A 15,595-nucleotide genomic window follows, 5' to 3' on the forward strand; every position below is an offset into this window, starting at 1 on the left:
CTGGGCAGGTGTCAGGCACCTGCGGCGCCTGACACCTGACAATATAGATACTACCCCGCCGCATAGCGCAGGTGCCGCCCGACCGGGGACGCTGCGGAGCCGGCTCTGCCGGTCCGCACGCGTCGCCCCCTTGAGGGGGAAGCGCGCCAGCGCTTCGGGGGTGGGCCTATCTTCCAGTTTCGAAGAAACGCCCCAGCCGCTGCGGCAGCCAGCCCAGGTGAGCCGGGAACGGCCCGGTGGGAAACCCGGCGTGCCCGCCTTCGGCTGGCTGGTGCAGCAGCACGTGGCCGGAACATTCGCGCGGCAGGGGTAGCGCGCTTTCGGGCAGGAACGGGTCGTTGCGCGCATTGAGCACCAGCGTCGGCACGGCAATGCTGGGCAGCCATGGCTTGCTCGAGGCACGCGTCCAGTAATCGAGCGCGTTGCGAAAACCGTGCATGGGCGCCGTATAGGCGTCATCGAAGTCGCGCAGGTCGCGCGCGTGGGCAATGCGCATGACATCGATCGAGCCGGGAAAGCGGCGCGCCTTTTCCAGCACCTTGTGCCGCATGGTCTTCAGGAAGTGCGCGCTGTAGAAGCGTCGGTTGAAGAAGCCCTGCGACAGGGTGTTGCCGCCGGCCACCAGGTCCAGCGGCACCGATACGCCGGCGCACGCCGCCAGCCACGACACATTGCTGCCTTGTTCGCCCAGGTGCTTGAGTAGCGCGTTGCCGCCCAGCGAAACGCCCACCGCATGCCAGCGCGCGTGCGGGATGCGCGCGCGCACCGTATCCAGCATGAAGCCCACCTCGGTGGAGTCACCCGAATAATAGGCGCGCGCCAGGCGGTTGGGCGTACCCGAACAGCCCCGGAAATGCGCCACCGCCACGATCCAGCCACGTGCCCGGAAATGATGGGCGATGGACTGGGCATAGCGGCTGGTGCTTCCGCCCTCCAGGCCGTGCAGCAGCAACAGGGCCGGCGTGTCGGGCGTTTGCGGCAGCGAAGGCCAGTCGGCGTCGGTGATCCAGCGGGCGGCAGCGGTCTTGCCCGCGACCACCGGTGCGCTGCTGTCGATGGGTTGTCCGTCGGCACGCTTGTGCGGGAACAGCCCGGGCCCGGTCCAGTCGATATCGATGAAATCGGTGTCGGGCGTGTCGACGCGCTGGCGCACGAAGGCGATCTGGTGGTGCTGCGCCAGGAAGGCGGCATAGATCGTCTGGCTATGACGATCGGGCAGCCAGGCGGGAACAGGGCAGGGCGAGGTATCGAGTCGGGCGGTGGCCAAGCGATCTACCCGGTCAGTGCAGCCGGTCGGGGACATCGTGCAAGTCGAGTACCCCGGCGTCGGCAGGCGCCGGCGATGCATGGTGCACGACCATGCGCCATCCCGCGGGCCCTTTGTGATAGACATTGGTGGCGTAGCAGTTGGCGTACTGCGTGCCCCCGCGCGTGCGCACGGTCACTTGTTCGACCAGGGTGTGCACCGAGCACATCATGCTTTGCATGATGAGAGGGCGCAGCGGCCGGATATGCAGCGGGCCCGCCGCCAGTGTCTGTTGCCACGATTCCTGCACCGCCGTATGGCCGACCGCGCGTAGTCCGCCCGGGTGGATGCAGACGACTTCCTCGTCGTCGGCCCAGATTTGCATCAGGCGGACGGTATCGGCTTGTTCGAGCGCTTCGTAAAACGCTTGCTCGGCTTCTTCAGGCGTGGCGAACATGGGGGCGGGCACGCAGGGTCAGTGGCCGTGCACGACGGCGCCGGGCTTCAGGCGGTATTCGGCGCCACAGTAGGCACAGCGCGCCGACCCGGTATGGGTGACATCGAGGAACACGCGGGGGTGCATGCTCCAGAGCGGCGCCTTGGGGCCCGGGCAGTACACGGGCAGGTCTTCGGCGCCGACTTCAATGGTTTCGTGGGCGGGCGCGGCGGCGGGGGCGGCGGCGGTCATGGTGTTTCCTGAAAAAAATAGCGTGGAAGAAGGCGGCGTATCAGACCGGGGTGAGCCAATGCGCATATTTGGCATTGCGCCCGTTGACCAGGTCGAAGAAGGCCGTTTGCAGCTTTTCGGTCACCGGCCCACGCCGTCCCGCGCCGATCTTGCGGTTGTCGACTTCGCGGATGGGGGTGACTTCGGCGGCGGTGCCGGTGAAGAAGGCTTCATCGGCGATATAGATGTCGTCGCGCGTCAGGCGCTTGGTGACCACGGGGATGTCCAGGTCGGCGGCCAGCGCATGCACGGTGGAGCGCGTGATGCCGGTCAGTGCCGAGGCGATCTCGGGTTCGCACAGGATGCCGTCCTTGACGATGAAGACGTTTTCGCCCGCGCCTTCGGCCACGAAACCGTCGGTGTCGAGCAGCAGGGCTTCGTCGTAGCCGTCTTGCAGGGCTTCGGCGTTGGCAATGATGGAATTGGCGTAGGTGGTGGCCACCTTGGCGCGCGGCATGGTGACATTGACGTGCTGGCGCGCAAACGACGAGACCTTCACGCGAATTCCCTGCGCCAGCGCTTCTTCGCCCAGGTAGGCGCCCCAGGGCCAGGCGGCGATGGCCACATGGACCTTGGCGCCCTTGGGCGAGACGCCCATTTTTTCCGAGCCGTAGAACACCAGCGGACGCAGGTAGCAGGACTCGAGCTGGTTGGCCCGCACGACCTCGCACTGGGCGGCGTTGAGCGTGTCGGGGTCGAACGGCATGGGGATCTGGTAGATGTGCGCCGAATTGCACAGCCGCCGGGTGTGGTCTTGCAAGCGGAAGATGGCGGTGCCGGCGTCGGTCTTGTAGGCGCGTACGCCTTCGAATACCGACAGGCCATAGTGCAGGGAATGGGTCAGGACATGCGTGGTGGCATCGCGCCACGGGACAAGCTTGCCGTCGTACCAGATGAAACCGTCGCGGTCCGCCATCGACATGGTGTTCCCCCTTGAAAGAGGCGCCTATTGTATCAAGCAGCAAGGGTACAATGCCGCTGTTTCAGCGCCGGAGCCGCGGGCAGCGCCCGGGCCTGGTGCCGCGCCGGGCGAACTCTGGCGCGCGTGTGTGTCTTCTTTGATGAGTTCCATGCCGTCCAGTTCCACTTGCCAGGGGGCGTCAGGTGCCCGCTGAGTCTGCTGCCGTGCCCGAAGACCCCCGCCTGGTGCGGCAAGAACGCATCGCGGCGTTTCGCCAGGGCGTGCATGCCATCGTGCCGGCCCTGGTCGCCACCGCCACCTGGGGCCTGGTAACCGGGGTGGCCATGGTCAAGTCCGGCCTGACCGAATCCATGGCCCTGGCCATGACCCTGCTCTTGTACGCCGGATCGGCCCAGCTCACCTCGCTGCCGCTGATCGCCAGCGGTGCCCCCCTGTGGCTGATCTTCATGGCCGGCTGCGTGGTCAACCTGCGCTTCATCATTTTCGGCGCCGCCCTGCACCCGTACTTTCGCCACCTGTCCTGGCCGCGCCGCCTGGGCCTGGGCTATTTCACTACCGACATGGGTTTCGTGCTGTTCATGCCGCGCTTTGGCGACGCCACCGAGCGCGGCACGCGCGAACAGCTGTGGTACTTCCTGGGCACGATCGCGCCGGGCTGGATCGTCTGGCAGTCTTCGTCGATTGCCGGCATCTACCTGGGCACCCTGGTGCCTTCGGCCTGGTCGCTCGATTTCGCCGCGGTGCTGGCCTTGCTGGCCATTACCGTGCCGCTGGCCAATTCCAAGCCCATGCTGATTTCCATGCTGGCGGCGGGGCTGACCGCCTGGGTCGGCCAGTTGCTGCCTCTGCGGCTGGGCCTGGCCGCCGCCGTCATCGTCGGCATCCTGGCGGGCATCGGTGCCGAGCGGTATTTCCACAAGGTGCGCCCATGACCCTCTGGCCATCCGAAATCTACGTTTATTCGGCCATCCTGCTGCTGGCACTGTGCAGCGTGCTGACCCGGGCGGGATTCATGCTGTTCGGCGACTACGTGCCGCTGCCCGACGGCGTGCGCCGAGCCCTGCGATATGCCCCGGCGGCGGCCCTGACAGCCATCATCGTGCCCGACTTGCTGCCCTGGAAAGCGGGGGCCGGACCGGCGTTCGACTACCGCCTGGTAGCCGCCATGGTGGGGGTGATCGTGTTCCTGCGTACCCGCAGCGCGGTGATGGTCATTGTGACCGGCATGGCGGTCTTGTGGGTATTGCGTTGGCTGGCCGGCTGAGGCACCGGGGCCGGCTGCGCTAAAATAAAGTTATCCACAGCAATCCGGGCTTGGCAGCATACTCGTTTTGTTCTTTTTCATGGCCCCCGGCTTCTGCCCATCCTGATGACTGACTCCAACACTACCGAAGCTTCCAGTACCGACGCGCCCACCCCGACTTTCTCCGACTTCGGATTGCATCCCCAACTGCTCCAGTCGGTTGTCGACACCGGATACACCACCCCCACGCCGATCCAGGCGCAAGCCTTGCCGGCGATCATGGCGGGACGCGACGTCATGGGCGCGGCACAAACCGGCACGGGCAAGACGGCGGCCTTCACGCTGCCCATCCTGCATCGCCTGATGCCGCTGGCCAATACCAGCGCATCGCCGGCGCGGCACCCGGTACGCACGCTGATCCTGACGCCCACGCGCGAGCTGGCCGACCAGGTCTACGAAAGCGTCAAGCGCTACAGCAAGCACTCGCCGCTGCGCTCCGCGGTGGTGTTCGGCGGGGTCGACATCGGCCCCCAGAAAGAGGCGCTGCGCCGGGGCTGCGAGATCCTGGTCGCCACGCCGGGCCGCCTGCTCGACCACGTCGAACAGAAAACCGTCAACCTGGGGCAGGTCGGCATCCTGGTGCTGGACGAGGCCGACCGCATGCTCGACATGGGCTTCCTGCCCGACCTGGATCGCATCGTCCGGCTGCTGCCGGCCCAGCGCCAGGGGCTGTTGTTCTCGGCCACGTTCAGCAACGAAATCCGCAAGCTGGGCCGCACGTACCTGAACCAGCCCATCGAGATCGAAGTCGCCGCGCGCAATGCCACGGCCGACACGGTCAGCCAGATCGCCTACCAGATGCCCAGCGACGCCAAGCGTGCTGCGGTGGTGCACCTGGTCAAGTCGCGCGGGCTGAAGCAGGTGATCGTGTTCTCCAACACCAAGATCGGCACGGCGCGCCTGGCGCGCGAACTCGAACGCGATGGCGTGCGGGCCGAATCCATCCATGGCGACAAGAGCCAGGCCGACCGCATGAAGGCGCTCGAAGCCTTCAAGGCGGGCGAACTCGAAGTGCTGGTGGCCACTGACGTTGCCGCGCGCGGCCTCGACGTGGCCGGCGTACCCTGCGTCATCAACTACGACCTGCCGCACAACGCCGAAGACTACGTGCACCGTATCGGCCGCACCGGCCGCGCCGGTGCATCGGGCGAAGCCATCGCACTGTTCACGGCCGACGAAACGCGCTACCTGCAAGACATCGAAAAGCTGATCAAGCGGCCGGTGCCGCGCGGCACGCTGGATGTGCCCCACGACCTGGTGGTGCGCAGCCATACGCGCGAACCCCGCGATACGCGCGAGCCCCGTGCGCGCGGCCGCGAACGCGGCGATCGCCGTGGGGCGTCGTCGGGTTATGGCGCACCCCGCCAGCCGGCCGACGATTTCTTCTACAAGCCCTACGAAGAACCGACCGCGCCGGCTGCTGACAAGGCCGAGGCCTCATCCGAATCGCGTTCCGCCACGCCCAAGCGCCAGGTGGCCGTATTGCTGGGCGGCAACCGCAAGTCTTGAAGCGGCCGCCAGGCCAGCTAGCTAGCCCGCCAGCAAGGCGGGCACGTCGGGCAGGCCGCTGGCTACCGGCGGACTATCAGGCCCCAGGCTGTCCAGCAGCCGTTCCAGATGGCCGATATGCGGCAGCATCGGACCATAAAACACCACGCGCGACCCTATCTGCACCAGCAGCGTGGGAAAGTTCTCGACGTCTTCGTCGCCGAGCAGGTCGGGATGGTCTTCGATGTCGATCCATGCGTAGACCCGCTGGGGCTGGGCTTCGGCCAGGGCCGCCAGCTTGGGACGATATTGTTCGCAGGTATCGCACCAGGCGGCGCAGAAGCAGGCTACCAGCCAGGTGTCATTGCCGCCGGAGGGCAGGGCGGCGCGCAGCGAGGAAGTGTCGGGTCCGGGAACGAGCAGGGGCATGGCATCAGATCGCAACGTATTTGAGACTATGATACCCGGCATGTCTATCGACAGGTTCGCCCCATGATTCCTCCTCGTCCCGATCCCGCGGCGCCCCCGTCCGCGCGTGCCGCCGCGGTAGGCGCGGCCGGCATCGTCCAGGCATTCAAGCGTGCCCTGGTGTCGCAGTGCCATCCCAATATGCTGCTCGCGGTGTTGCTGCCGTTCGTCATCGCGCTGCTGGGCGCGCTGCTGCTGGTATGGCTATTCTGGACTCCCCTGACCGAATGGCTGAACCTGCAAGCCTCGCAATGGCAGTTCGTCAACGATTTCGACGCCTGGCTAGTGGGCATCGGCCTGTTTTCCATCAAGCTGTACTTCATTCCGGTCATTGCGGCAGCCATCCTGCTGCCTGTATCGGGCATCCTGGGGCTGGCCATCGCGGCCATATTCGTCATGCCATTGGTGCTGCGGCACGTCGATGCGCGCCAATACGCCGGGGTATCGCGCCAAGGGCGCAATGCCACCGCCTATAGCGTATGGAATGCCATCTGGGTCAGCGTGGTATTCGCACTGGGCTGGGTCCTGACCCTGCCTTTCTGGCTGATCCCGCCCATGGCGGTCATCCTGTCGATTTTCTGGTGGGCTTTCGCGTTCTCGCGCATGCTGCGCATCGACGCCATCGTCGAACACGCCAGTCCGGCCGAGCGGCGCATCCTGCTCGAACGCCACAATACCGGCTTCTGGATCATCGGCCTGATCTGCGCGTTGCTGAATCTGCTGCCGCCGGCCTGGATCATCCTGCCCGTGTATTCGGGCCTGGTATATGCCCACTATGGGCTCGAGGCCCTGCGGCGCTTGCGGCAGGAACGCGTCATCGAGGCCTGACCCCACTCATCGGATTTCCATGGCTGCTTCATCTTCCCGCCGCATCGGCTTGATCATCGTGGGCGACGAAATCCTGTCCGGACGCCGCCAAGACAAGCATTTCACCAAGATCGTCGAGCTGCTGGCCGCGCGCGGCCTGCAGCTGGCGCGCGCCGAAATCCTGCCCGACGACCGCGGCACGCTTACCGCCGCTTTGCGCCGCAGCTTCGCGTCGGGCGATATCGTGCTGTCGTGCGGCGGCATCGGTGCCACGCCCGACGATCACACCCGGCAGGCTGCCGCCGCCGCGCTGGGTGTGCCGCTGCAATTGCATCCCGACGCCGAGCAGGCGATTGCGCTGCGCGTGGCCGAAATGGCGGCCAAAGGGCAGGGCACGGCCGACATGGCCGCCGCCGAGAACCAGCAGCGCCTGCAGATGGGCGTGTTTCCGGCGGGCAGCGAAATCGTGCCCAACCCCTACAACCGCATCCCGGGGTTCTTCATTCACGACCATACGTTCGTGCCGGGGTTTCCTGTCATGGCCTGGCCCATGCTGGAATGGACGCTGGACACTCGCTACGCTGCGCTGCATCACCAGGTGGCGCATGTGGAACACTCGTTCCTGGTGTTCGGCATTCCCGAGTCGCGCGTGGCGCCCGTCATGCAAGCCTTGCAGCAGCGCTGGGACGGGGTGCGCGCGTTCAGCCTGCCCAGCGTGGGCGAGGCCGGCGGGCAACCCCACATCGAGCTGGGCGTCAAGGGCGAGCCCGACGCCGCGGCCCAGGCACTGGCTTTCCTGCAGCAAGAGGCGTTGCGCCTGGGCGGCCGGCTGGCGCCTTGATGGCAGCGGAGGGCCGATCCTGGCATGGGTTGCCAAATCGCCGCCAAGATTTCACAATACGGGAACCAGCCCTATGGTGCGCTGCGGCATCCGCCGCCGCCCAAGGCCTCATCACCGCACTCATCCATCATCGTGACTTCCACCACGTCAGCTATTGCGCCGGGCTCGGACAGCGAGCATGCACCGGGCCAGTCTCCTATTGCCATCCAGGTCATCGAGCGCGCCATGCGCCTGCTGGACGCACTGGCGGCCCATCCCGACCCGGTCACCCTGAAAGAGCTGTCGGCGACTACCGGCCTGCATGCCTCCACGGCCCATCGCATTCTCAACGACCTGGTGGTGGGGCGCTACGTCGAACGTGTCGATAATGGCCTGTACCAACTGGGAATGCGCCTGCTCGAGCTCGGTTCGCTGGTGAAAGGGCGCCTGAATGTGCGCGAGGCCGCGATCTCGGCCATGCGTTCGCTGCACAAGCTGACGGGCCAGACCATCAATCTGTCGGTGCAGCAGGGCGACGAAATCGTTTATATCGACCGTGCCTGGAGCGAGCGCTCCGGCATGCAGGTGGTGCGCGCCATCGGCGGGCGTGCCCCGCTGCACCTCACCTCTACCGGCAAGCTGTTCCTGTCCACCAGCGACAGCCGCCAGGTGCGCGCCTACGCGTTGCGCACGGGCCTGGCCGGGCACACGCGCAACAGCCTCACCGACCTCGAACGCCTGGAACGCGAACTGGCCCTGGTGCGCCGGCATGGCTATGCGCGCGACAACGAAGAACTCGAATTGGGGGTGCGCTGCATCGCGGCCGGCATTTTCGACGATACCGGCAAATTAGTGGCCGGGCTGTCGATCTCGGCGCCGGCCGAGCGCCTGCAAGACGACTGGATCCACGTCCTGGTCGAGGCGGCCCGCAATATTTCCGAGGCCCTGGGCTACGAACCCACCGTTACCACCAACAGTGCCGGCAAGGGCCTGGCGCCGCACGCCGTGCGCACCTAGCGCCCGCATCGCGATCTTTTCCCGACGCGCAATAAAAAACCCCTGGCAAGCCAGGGGTTTGCAGGGGCCCGAAGGCCAGAGTTATTAGTCTTATTGTTTTGGCACGCCAGCCTTCTTGAACAGCTCGGCCCATTGCGGCACTTGCTGCTGCACTTTGGCCTCCAGGGCCTTCGGGTTGGCTTCGTCGTTCAGTACTTCCGCGCCCAGGCCCGCCATGCGTTCCTTGAACTTCGGGTCGGCCAGGCCGGCCTGCAGCGCCTTCACCAGCTTGTCGACCACCGGCTGGGGCGTACCCTTCGGTACCCACATGCCGTGCCAGATACCCACTTGGAAGCCCTTGAAGCCCGATTCGTCCATGGTGGGCAGGTCGGACAGGGTAGGCACGCGCTTCAGGCTGGTAACGGCATACGCCTTCACCTTCTTGGCGCCGATTTGCTGGGTGGTATTGGTGGTCTGGTCGCACATCAGGTCGACCTGCTTGCCCAGCAGGTCGTTCATGGCCGGCCCCGTGCCCTTGTAGGGGATGGTCAGCAGGTCGACACCCAGGGCGTCGATCAGCATGGTGCTGCACAGGTGGCTGGCGGCGCCGATGCCGGCGTTGGCCACCGAGACCTTGTCTTTGTTGGCCTTGACGTACTCGACCAGTTCCTTGATGTTGTTGGGCGGGAAGTCTTCGCGGGCCACGAGCGTCATGGGAACATCGACCACCAGGCCGATGGGCTCAAAGCTCTTGAACGGATCATAGCCCGGGTCTTTGTAGAGCGAAGGCGCCGTGGTGAACCCCAGGTGCATCAGCAGTATGGTGTAGCCGTCGGGATCGGCGCGTGCCACGTACGACGTGCCTATGGTGCCGCCTGCGCCGGCCTTGTTCTCGACCACCACGGTCTGGCCCAGCGTCGGCCGCATGGCTTCGGCCAGCGAGCGCGCCACGTTGTCGGTGGGGCCGCCCGCCGAGAACGGGACGACCATGTTGATGGCCCGCGCCGGGTATTCTGCCGCGTGTGCGGCACCTGTGGCAAACAGGGCGCTCGCAGCCAGCAATGCCGAAAGCGTACGGGGGATGAATGTCATGGGGTCTCCTGTGCCGCGGGGTGCGCGGCGGTGTTTTCACTTGGACTGACGAGCCTTTCTTGGAGTGTCATCAGTTGGTCGCCAGTGTAGAAAACAATGGATATGCCGTCACCGGGTATTTCCCCCCATCCTGCGGCATAGCAAACACAATTTGTTGCATCGCATCAAATAGCTTGACAGTTGGTTCGAGGTCCGTAAAATGGCATTTGTGCAGTGCAGCAAATGGGTCGGCGATAACTTGCAACATCGGATCCCGCGCCCGTTTCCATCCGTCGCAAACATCGTTATATGCCGGCACGCCCCCGGCTCTTCTACCCGGAGACCCTTATGACCGCCATTCCGCAACACGTTCTGGATAGCCAGAAATCCGCCCTGAATACCCTGGTGGCCACCCAGGCCACGCTGTTTGCCGGCTTCGAAAAGCTGGTCGACCTGAACTTGAAGGTCGTCAAGGCCACGCTCGACGAAGTGGCCCAGACGTCGCAGCAAGCCATTGGTGTCAAAGACCCCCAGGAAGCCGCCGCGTTCGCCAGCTCGCTGGTGCAGCCGGGTGCCGAAAAGGCCATGGCGTATGGCAAGCATGTGTATGACATCGTTGCCAGCGTGCAAGGCGAACTGGCCAAGCTGGCCGAAACGCAGATCGCCGAAGGCCAGCAACAGGTGGCCGATGCCGTCGAGCAGTTCTCGAAGAACGCGCCCGCCGGCTCGGAAAGCGCCGTCGCGCTGCTGAAGTCGTCGCTGGCCACCGCCAACGGTGCCTACGAATCGATGACCAAGGCCGCCAAGCAGGCCGCCGAAGTCGCTGAATCGAACCTGAACGCCGCCGCTAACGCCACGTTCAAGGCCGCGACCGACGCCGCCGATGCCGCTACCAAGTCGACCCGCAGCCGCCGCGCCGCTGCCTGATCGCGCCGCGGGGTTGTTGCCGCGGACCAGACTGTAGTACTGTTGAGTGACAGAGCAGAGCTGGAATTAGCCACCCCACCGGGTGGCTTTTTTTTATTTTGGCGCAACATGACGCCCGTTGTTACCGGTGCGCAGGGCCTCAGGCGCCCGCCCCGATGGCGCCGACGCATTCTCCCACCAGGGCCGGCCCGCGGTAGATCAGGCCCGTATACAACTGCACCGCATTGGCGCCGGCGTCGATCTTTTCGCGTGCCTGGCGGCCCGACAGAATGCCGCCCACGCCGATGATGGCGGTGTCCGCCCCCATGCGCTGGCGCAGCCGGGCGATGACGGCCAAGGACAGCGCATGCACCGGCGCACCCGACAGGCCGCCGGCTTCGTTGGCATGCGCCTGGCCGGCCACCGCATCGCGCGACAGGGTGGTGTTGGTGGCAATGACGCCGTCCACGCCATAGCGCGGCAGAATGTCGGCAATGGCGTCGACCTGCGCTTCGGTCAGGTCGGGGGCGATTTTCACGGCCAGCGGCACGTGGCGCTGGTGCCGGTCGGCCAGTTGGGCGCGCTTGTCGCGCAATCGGGCCAGCAGGGCCGACAGTTCGTCGCCGCCTTGCAGGGCGCGCAGGTTCTGCGTATTGGGCGACGAAATATTCACCGTGACATAGTCGGCATGCGGGTATACGCCTTCCAGCCCCAACAGGTAATCGTCGGCGGCACGTTCGATGGGGGTGTCGGCGTTCTTGCCGATATTCAGTCCCAACACGCCGCCCTGGGTACGCCATTGGCTGCGCTGCACGTTGGCAATGAAGGCATCCAGCCCCTGGTTGTTGAAGCCCAGCCGGTTGATCAGCGCCTGGGCGCGCGGCAGGCGGAACATGCGGGGCTTGGGATTGCCGGGCTGGGCACGCGGGGTGACGGTGCCCACTTCCACGAAGCCGAAGCCCAAGTTGCCCAGGGCGTCGATATGGGCGCCGTTCTTGTCCAGGCCGGCGGCCAGTCCCACGGGGTTGTCCAGCGCCAGGCCCATCAGGGTGGCGGGCGCCCGCGGGCGGGCGTGCAGCAGCTTGCGCGTTGCCCCGCAGTCATAGGCGCGCTGCAGCCCGGCCAGCGTGACTTCATGGGCGGTTTCCGCGTCCATGGCGAACAGGGCCGGACGCGCCAGGGGGTAGGCTTGGAAAAGGATGGACATGGGGCGCAATTGTAGCCAGTTTGCCCCGCCGCGCGCGCCGTATCAGAGCACGTCGGGCGGCGGTTCTTGCCAGGCGCCGTCCAGGTGCATCTGCAGTGGGCGGAACCGGGATTTGTAGGCCATCTTGCGGCTGTCGCCGATCCAGTAACCCAGGTACAGCCAGGGCAGATCCAGCGTGCGGCATTGTTCTATCTGCCAAAGCACGTTGTAGGTGCCCAGGCTGCCGCGCGCGGCCGGATCGTAGAAGGTGTACACCGATGACAGGCCGTCGTCGAGCACGTCGATGATGGACACCATGATCAGCGTGCCTTCGGCGTTGCGAAACTCGACCAGGCGCGTGTTGACCCGGCTGGTCAGCAGGAACTGGGCGTACTGGGTACGGCTGTCTTCATCCATGCCCCCGCCCGGGTGGCGGCCCTGCTGGTAGCGCGTATACAGGTCGTAGTGCTCGGGAGACCAGGCCAGTTCCGCCACGAAGGCGCGCAGGTCCTGGTGGCCGCGCCACGCGCGGCGCTGGCTGCGGTTGGGGGTGAAGTGGGCCGCGTCCACGCGTACCGGCACACAGGCATGGCAATTGTCGCAATGCGGCCGGTAAGTAAATAGCCCGCTGCGCCGGAACCCCTGTTCCACCAATTGCGAATATGCGCCGGCATTGATCAGGTGGCCAGGCGCGGCCACCTGCGAGCGCGCCTGGCGCCCGGGCAGGTAGCTGCACGGATACGGCGCAGTCGAATAAAACTGCAGCGTGGCGAAGGGAAGTTCTTTGAGCTGGCTCATGGACAGATCCGCCCGAATGTCGAGTCCGGGCGGGTATACACATCTTAACGCCGATGCGGCTCAGTACAACAACCGCGAGAATTGCGCGGGGTGCAGCCGGCCCTGGCTGTTCAGGTGTCCGGGCTGCCAGGCGGGCGCGGGTTGGGCCACTGCCTGGCGCACGTGTTCAACGAAGCGGGCGCGTGGCACCGGCCCGGCCCCCAGGCTGGCCAGATGGCGTGTCTGTTGCTGGCAGTCTATCCATTCGACACCGGCGTTGCGCAAGAATGCCACCAGGTATGCCAGGGCCACTTTCGATGCGTCTGGCACGCGGGTGTACATCGATTCGCCGAAGAACATGCGGCCCAGGCTGATGCCATACAGGCCGCCCGCCAGTTCGCCATCGATCCAGGTTTCGACGCTGTGTGCCACGCCCGCCGCATGCCAGGCGCGGTAGGCCTGCCGCATGGCCGCGGTGATCCAGGTTCCGGCCTGGTTGCCGCGCGGCGCGGCGCACTGGGCCACCACCGCTTCGAATGCCGTATCGACCCGTACCTGCAGGCGCGGCAGCACGCTGTTTTCGTCGCGTGCGATCTGGCGCAGCAGTTTGCGCAGCGAGTGCGAGGGCGCGAAATCGGCGCAAACCAGGACCATGCGCGGGTCGGGGCTCCACCATAGAATGGGCTCGCCTTCGCTGTACCAGGGGAAGATGCCATTCGAATAGGCCATTGCCAGGCGTTCCAGCGACAGATCGGCGCCGGCTGCCAGCAGGCCGGCGGGGTCGGACAGGGCGTTCTCGACCGGCGGGAAGGGCGTGTCGCAGGATAGCCAGGGCAGCTTCAAGGTTCAGCGATGCGATTCGAGCGTGTAATGGTGGGTGCCGAAGCTGCCGCGCCGGCGGTCTTCCAGGAATTGCTTGAGGGTAGTGGCCACCGTGCGAAACGACAGGTCTTCCCAGGGAATCTCGGCTTCGTCGTAATAGCGCGCTTCCAGGCTCTCGGGGCCGGGATCCAGCTCGGGGCCCAGCGCCCGTGCCAGATAGAACAGGTGCACCTGTTCTATCTGCGGTACGTCGATGATGGTGAACAACTGCCCCATTTCGATGCGTGCACCCGATTCCTCGAGTGTTTCGCGGGCGGCCCCCTGGGCCGTGCTTTCGCCCAGTTCCATGAAGCCCGCCGGCAAGGTCCAGGTGTCGTAGCGGGGTTCGATGGCGCGCCGGCACAACAGGATGCGGCCTTCGCAGACTGGTACCGTGCCCACCACCATGCGCGGATTCTGATAATGAATGGCGCCGCAATGGTCACAGACGTCGCGTTCGCGGTTGTCTCCATCGGGCACGCGGCGATGGATCGGCGTGCCGCACTGGCTGCAGAAGCGTGCTCGGCGCGGGGCGGGAAAGTACTTCGGGGGCGATTGCGCTGTCATGGCGTCGATTCTAACGGCAGTCGGCCCGCCTGTTGCACGGCGCGCGTCAGGGGCGCGGATTGGCTACAAAGGCCATGCGTGCCGGGATCCCGGCACGCTTGGCATCGCGATGCAAGGGGGCCGGGCCAGGCAGCGCCGGGTGCACAACCGACACGATACCGCCGGCCGATTCCAGCGCGTCGGCCAACGGCTGCCCATGCGAGTCGCGCAACTGGTCGAGCAGGGCCGGCAACTCGCGGCCCTCGACCATGGTGGGGCCCACGTCGGCCTGCGCATACAGGCGCCCGGTGTCGTCCAGCCACCAGGCTGTCACGGCATGCACCGGCAGGCCCGTGTGGGTTGCCAGGCCGATACCGTCATCGGCGCGGCGCAGCAGGTAGGGCGCGGCATCCAGGCGCAGGTAGACGCGCTGCGGGCCGTTCTGGAAGTACCAGCGACCCTGGTCGTCGCTTGCGTAGTTGCGGCCGATGAAATCCTGTATCTGCGTATTCGTGATGGAATCGCCCGGCCCGCCATCGGCCGCATCGCCCTGCGGATGCAGGCGCCAGCGCCCGCGTTCGTCCAGCGACAGCCAACCATATACGGCCGGGACATCGGGCCATTTGGCCAGGGCTGCTTTGACGGAAGAGTCCATTACGGTTGGCGGCGCCCAGGAACGCAAGAAATCAACGCTCCATTTAACCAGAATGGCCGGCCGCCGATAATCGGAGCGTCTTTATGCCTGCACGGCTGCTTCGCGCACCATGGCCGGCCATCCCAGCGTCGCGCCGCGCGTAATCGCGGCATAGACGGCTTCATTCCGGTTGTGCACCTGCAGGCGCTGATACACGGTTTCGGCATGGACCTTGGCCGTTGCAACCGCAATATTCAAGTGGCGCCCGATCGCTTTCAGGGTGTGTCCGCGCGCCAGCAATACCAGCACTTCGTATTGGCGCGGGGTCAATCCCAGCGCCTCGCTTTCTTGCTGGCGGCAAGGCAGGTCCACGGACACCGAGCAGCAGATCTCGCTGTCGTAGTCCTTTGCCGGTGGCTTGCGGGCGACCCGCGCAGGAAAATACATGCCGCCCGCCAATACCAGCCGGATCGAGGCCTGCAGCATTTCTGACGGTGCATCAGTTGGCACGCAGCCCACCACGCCCGGCGGCAAACCTTGAGCCCAAGGAGCCAGGCCCCTGTCGTCGGACAACAACAGGATGTTCTTGGGCAGGTATGTCAGCTTGGCGAGGGTCACCATCTGATAGATGTCGTCGATGCTGCGTACTGACAGCAACATCAGCTCATATCCCTGGCCGCGTGATGGCGCGACCGCCATGTCCAGATGCGCAACGCTGTCAACGCTCCAGCCAGGAACGGCTTGCGAAGTCGCCTGAAGAATGTCGCGCCGTATCGACGGCTGCGACTCGACCACAATGATAGTCGGCACGTTTGCAGCTCCCCTGGGTGATCCCGG

The 15,595-nt window shown here is 65.7% G+C and carries 20 protein-coding genes; 7 read left to right on the forward strand and 13 right to left on the reverse strand.

Features of this window, described 5'->3' with window-relative positions; genetic code table 11:
- Window positions 1-166 precede the first annotated feature (166 nt).
- Genes KW845_RS01710 through KW845_RS01725 form a run of 4 tightly spaced genes read right to left on the reverse strand, consistent with a single transcriptional unit; the run spans window position 167 to window position 2,895 of the window.
- Window positions 167-1,303, reverse strand: a complete 1,137-nt coding sequence (locus tag KW845_RS01710) for a YheT family hydrolase (RefSeq protein ID WP_370628166.1) — start codon at window positions 1,301-1,303, stop codon at window positions 167-169.
- Window positions 1,281-1,703, reverse strand: a complete 423-nt coding sequence (locus KW845_RS01715) for a nuclear transport factor 2 family protein (RefSeq protein WP_218368587.1) — start codon at window positions 1,701-1,703, stop codon at window positions 1,281-1,283. The genes KW845_RS01710 and KW845_RS01715 overlap by 23 nt, the downstream gene beginning before the upstream one ends.
- A gap of 18 nt (window positions 1,704-1,721) precedes the next feature.
- Window positions 1,722-1,934, reverse strand: a complete 213-nt coding sequence (locus tag KW845_RS01720) for a zinc-finger domain-containing protein (protein WP_218367452.1) — start codon at window positions 1,932-1,934, stop codon at window positions 1,722-1,724.
- Between the two features lie 40 nt (window positions 1,935-1,974).
- Entirely contained in the window at window positions 1,975-2,895 is a 921-nt protein-coding gene (locus tag KW845_RS01725) for a branched-chain amino acid transaminase (RefSeq protein WP_218367453.1), read from the reverse strand.
- Window positions 2,896-3,119: 224 nt separating this feature from the next.
- Here KW845_RS01725 and KW845_RS01730 point away from each other — a divergent pair, with 224 nt between their 5' ends.
- From KW845_RS01730 to KW845_RS01740, 3 genes are all read left to right on the forward strand, one after another.
- Window positions 3,120-3,827: an AzlC family ABC transporter permease gene (locus KW845_RS01730; RefSeq protein ID WP_218368588.1), complete on the forward strand. Its 708-nt coding sequence runs from the start codon at window positions 3,120-3,122 to the stop codon at window positions 3,825-3,827.
- Window positions 3,824-4,159 carry an AzlD domain-containing protein gene (locus KW845_RS01735; protein WP_218367454.1) on the forward strand — a complete coding sequence of 112 codons (336 nt, stop codon included), beginning with the start codon at window positions 3,824-3,826 and terminating at the stop codon, window positions 4,157-4,159. Before KW845_RS01730 ends, KW845_RS01735 begins: the two co-directional genes overlap by 4 nt.
- A 105-nt stretch (window positions 4,160-4,264) precedes the next feature.
- The gene (locus KW845_RS01740; RefSeq protein ID WP_218367455.1) at window positions 4,265-5,707 is read left to right on the forward strand and encodes a DEAD/DEAH box helicase; all 1,443 of its coding nucleotides are present in this window, start codon (window positions 4,265-4,267) and stop codon (window positions 5,705-5,707) included.
- 21 nt (window positions 5,708-5,728) lie between these two features.
- Here KW845_RS01740 and KW845_RS01745 read toward each other — a convergent pair whose 3' ends face one another.
- Window positions 5,729-6,115: a thioredoxin family protein gene (locus KW845_RS01745; RefSeq protein WP_218367456.1), complete on the reverse strand. Its 387-nt coding sequence runs from the start codon at window positions 6,113-6,115 to the stop codon at window positions 5,729-5,731.
- A gap of 63 nt (window positions 6,116-6,178) precedes the next feature.
- On the opposite strand from KW845_RS01745, the gene KW845_RS01750 reads away from it, so the two are divergent.
- The 3 genes from KW845_RS01750 to KW845_RS01760 are packed head-to-tail and all read left to right on the forward strand — an operon-like array spanning window position 6,179 to window position 8,798.
- A complete protein-coding gene (locus tag KW845_RS01750) occupies window positions 6,179-6,982 on the forward strand; it encodes an EI24 domain-containing protein (protein WP_218367457.1) in 804 nt (267 codons plus the stop codon).
- 19 nt (window positions 6,983-7,001) lie between these two features.
- A complete protein-coding gene (locus KW845_RS01755) occupies window positions 7,002-7,802 on the forward strand; it encodes a molybdopterin-binding protein (RefSeq protein ID WP_218367458.1) in 801 nt (266 codons plus the stop codon).
- A 24-nt stretch (window positions 7,803-7,826) separates the two neighbouring features.
- Window positions 7,827-8,798 carry an IclR family transcriptional regulator gene (locus KW845_RS01760; protein WP_255592322.1) on the forward strand — a complete coding sequence of 324 codons (972 nt, stop codon included), beginning with the start codon at window positions 7,827-7,829 and terminating at the stop codon, window positions 8,796-8,798.
- Between the two features lie 90 nt (window positions 8,799-8,888).
- Here KW845_RS01760 and KW845_RS01765 read toward each other — a convergent pair whose 3' ends face one another.
- Window positions 8,889-9,869, reverse strand: a complete 981-nt coding sequence (locus KW845_RS01765; RefSeq protein WP_218367459.1) for a tripartite tricarboxylate transporter substrate binding protein BugD — start codon at window positions 9,867-9,869, stop codon at window positions 8,889-8,891.
- A gap of 70 nt (window positions 9,870-9,939) precedes the next feature.
- Window positions 9,940-10,116: a hypothetical protein gene (locus tag KW845_RS01770; protein WP_218367460.1), complete on the reverse strand. Its 177-nt coding sequence runs from the start codon at window positions 10,114-10,116 to the stop codon at window positions 9,940-9,942.
- A gap of 80 nt (window positions 10,117-10,196) precedes the next feature.
- Between KW845_RS01770 and phaP the strand changes: the two genes are divergently transcribed.
- Entirely contained in the window at window positions 10,197-10,775 is a 579-nt protein-coding gene (phaP, locus tag KW845_RS01775; RefSeq protein WP_218367461.1) for a TIGR01841 family phasin, read from the forward strand.
- Between the two features lie 139 nt (window positions 10,776-10,914).
- Here phaP and KW845_RS01780 read toward each other — a convergent pair whose 3' ends face one another.
- From KW845_RS01780 to KW845_RS29695, 6 genes are all read right to left on the reverse strand, one after another.
- Complete coding sequence (locus tag KW845_RS01780) at window positions 10,915-11,961, reverse strand: quinone-dependent dihydroorotate dehydrogenase (RefSeq protein WP_218367462.1); 1,047 nt, start codon at window positions 11,959-11,961, stop codon at window positions 10,915-10,917.
- A gap of 42 nt (window positions 11,962-12,003) precedes the next feature.
- The gene (locus KW845_RS01785) at window positions 12,004-12,738 is read right to left on the reverse strand and encodes an arginyltransferase (RefSeq protein ID WP_218367463.1); all 735 of its coding nucleotides are present in this window, start codon (window positions 12,736-12,738) and stop codon (window positions 12,004-12,006) included.
- A 60-nt stretch (window positions 12,739-12,798) separates the two neighbouring features.
- Window positions 12,799-13,560: a leucyl/phenylalanyl-tRNA--protein transferase gene (gene aat / locus KW845_RS01790; protein ID WP_218367464.1), complete on the reverse strand. Its 762-nt coding sequence runs from the start codon at window positions 13,558-13,560 to the stop codon at window positions 12,799-12,801.
- 3 nt (window positions 13,561-13,563) lie between these two features.
- Entirely contained in the window at window positions 13,564-14,145 is a 582-nt protein-coding gene (locus tag KW845_RS01795) for an NUDIX hydrolase (protein WP_218367465.1), read from the reverse strand.
- Window positions 14,146-14,191: 46 nt separating this feature from the next.
- Entirely contained in the window at window positions 14,192-14,779 is a 588-nt protein-coding gene (locus KW845_RS01800; RefSeq protein ID WP_218367466.1) for a DUF2946 family protein, read from the reverse strand.
- Between the two features lie 81 nt (window positions 14,780-14,860).
- Window positions 14,861-15,568, reverse strand: a complete 708-nt coding sequence (locus KW845_RS29695) for a response regulator transcription factor (protein ID WP_218367467.1) — start codon at window positions 15,566-15,568, stop codon at window positions 14,861-14,863.
- Window positions 15,569-15,595: the final 27 nt, after the last annotated feature.

Source organism: Bordetella sp. BOR01 (assembly GCF_019218885.1).
Taxonomy (GTDB): domain Bacteria; phylum Pseudomonadota; class Gammaproteobacteria; order Burkholderiales; family Burkholderiaceae_B; genus Bordetella_A.

Bases quoted from the DNA above. Each gene is read 5' to 3' on its own strand.
- KW845_RS01760 (WP_255592322.1), top strand. From the start codon at position 7,827: ATGGGTTGCCAAATCGCCGCCAAGATTTCACAATACGGGAACCAGCCC.
- KW845_RS01755 (WP_218367458.1), top strand. From the start codon at position 7,002: ATGGCTGCTTCATCTTCCCGCCGCATCGGCTTGATCATCGTGGGCGAC.
- KW845_RS01745 (WP_218367456.1), bottom strand. From the start codon at position 6,115: ATGCCCCTGCTCGTTCCCGGACCCGACACTTCCTCGCTGCGCGCCGCC.
- KW845_RS01750 (WP_218367457.1), top strand. From the start codon at position 6,179: ATGATTCCTCCTCGTCCCGATCCCGCGGCGCCCCCGTCCGCGCGTGCC.
- KW845_RS01780 (WP_218367462.1), bottom strand. From the start codon at position 11,961: ATGTCCATCCTTTTCCAAGCCTACCCCCTGGCGCGTCCGGCCCTGTTC.
- KW845_RS01740 (WP_218367455.1), top strand. From the start codon at position 4,265: ATGACTGACTCCAACACTACCGAAGCTTCCAGTACCGACGCGCCCACC.
- KW845_RS01765 (WP_218367459.1), bottom strand. From the start codon at position 9,869: ATGACATTCATCCCCCGTACGCTTTCGGCATTGCTGGCTGCGAGCGCC.
- KW845_RS01720 (WP_218367452.1), bottom strand. From the start codon at position 1,934: ATGACCGCCGCCGCCCCCGCCGCCGCGCCCGCCCACGAAACCATTGAA.
- KW845_RS01770 (WP_218367460.1), bottom strand. From the start codon at position 10,116: ATGTTGCAAGTTATCGCCGACCCATTTGCTGCACTGCACAAATGCCAT.
- KW845_RS01800 (WP_218367466.1), bottom strand. From the start codon at position 14,779: ATGGACTCTTCCGTCAAAGCAGCCCTGGCCAAATGGCCCGATGTCCCG.
- KW845_RS01710 (WP_370628166.1), bottom strand. From the start codon at position 1,303: ATGTCCCCGACCGGCTGCACTGACCGGGTAGATCGCTTGGCCACCGCC.
- KW845_RS01735 (WP_218367454.1), top strand. From the start codon at position 3,824: ATGACCCTCTGGCCATCCGAAATCTACGTTTATTCGGCCATCCTGCTG.
- KW845_RS01715 (WP_218368587.1), bottom strand. From the start codon at position 1,703: ATGTTCGCCACGCCTGAAGAAGCCGAGCAAGCGTTTTACGAAGCGCTC.
- KW845_RS01785 (WP_218367463.1), bottom strand. From the start codon at position 12,738: ATGAGCCAGCTCAAAGAACTTCCCTTCGCCACGCTGCAGTTTTATTCG.
- KW845_RS01725 (WP_218367453.1), bottom strand. From the start codon at position 2,895: ATGTCGATGGCGGACCGCGACGGTTTCATCTGGTACGACGGCAAGCTT.
- KW845_RS01795 (WP_218367465.1), bottom strand. From the start codon at position 14,145: ATGACAGCGCAATCGCCCCCGAAGTACTTTCCCGCCCCGCGCCGAGCA.
- phaP (WP_218367461.1), top strand. From the start codon at position 10,197: ATGACCGCCATTCCGCAACACGTTCTGGATAGCCAGAAATCCGCCCTG.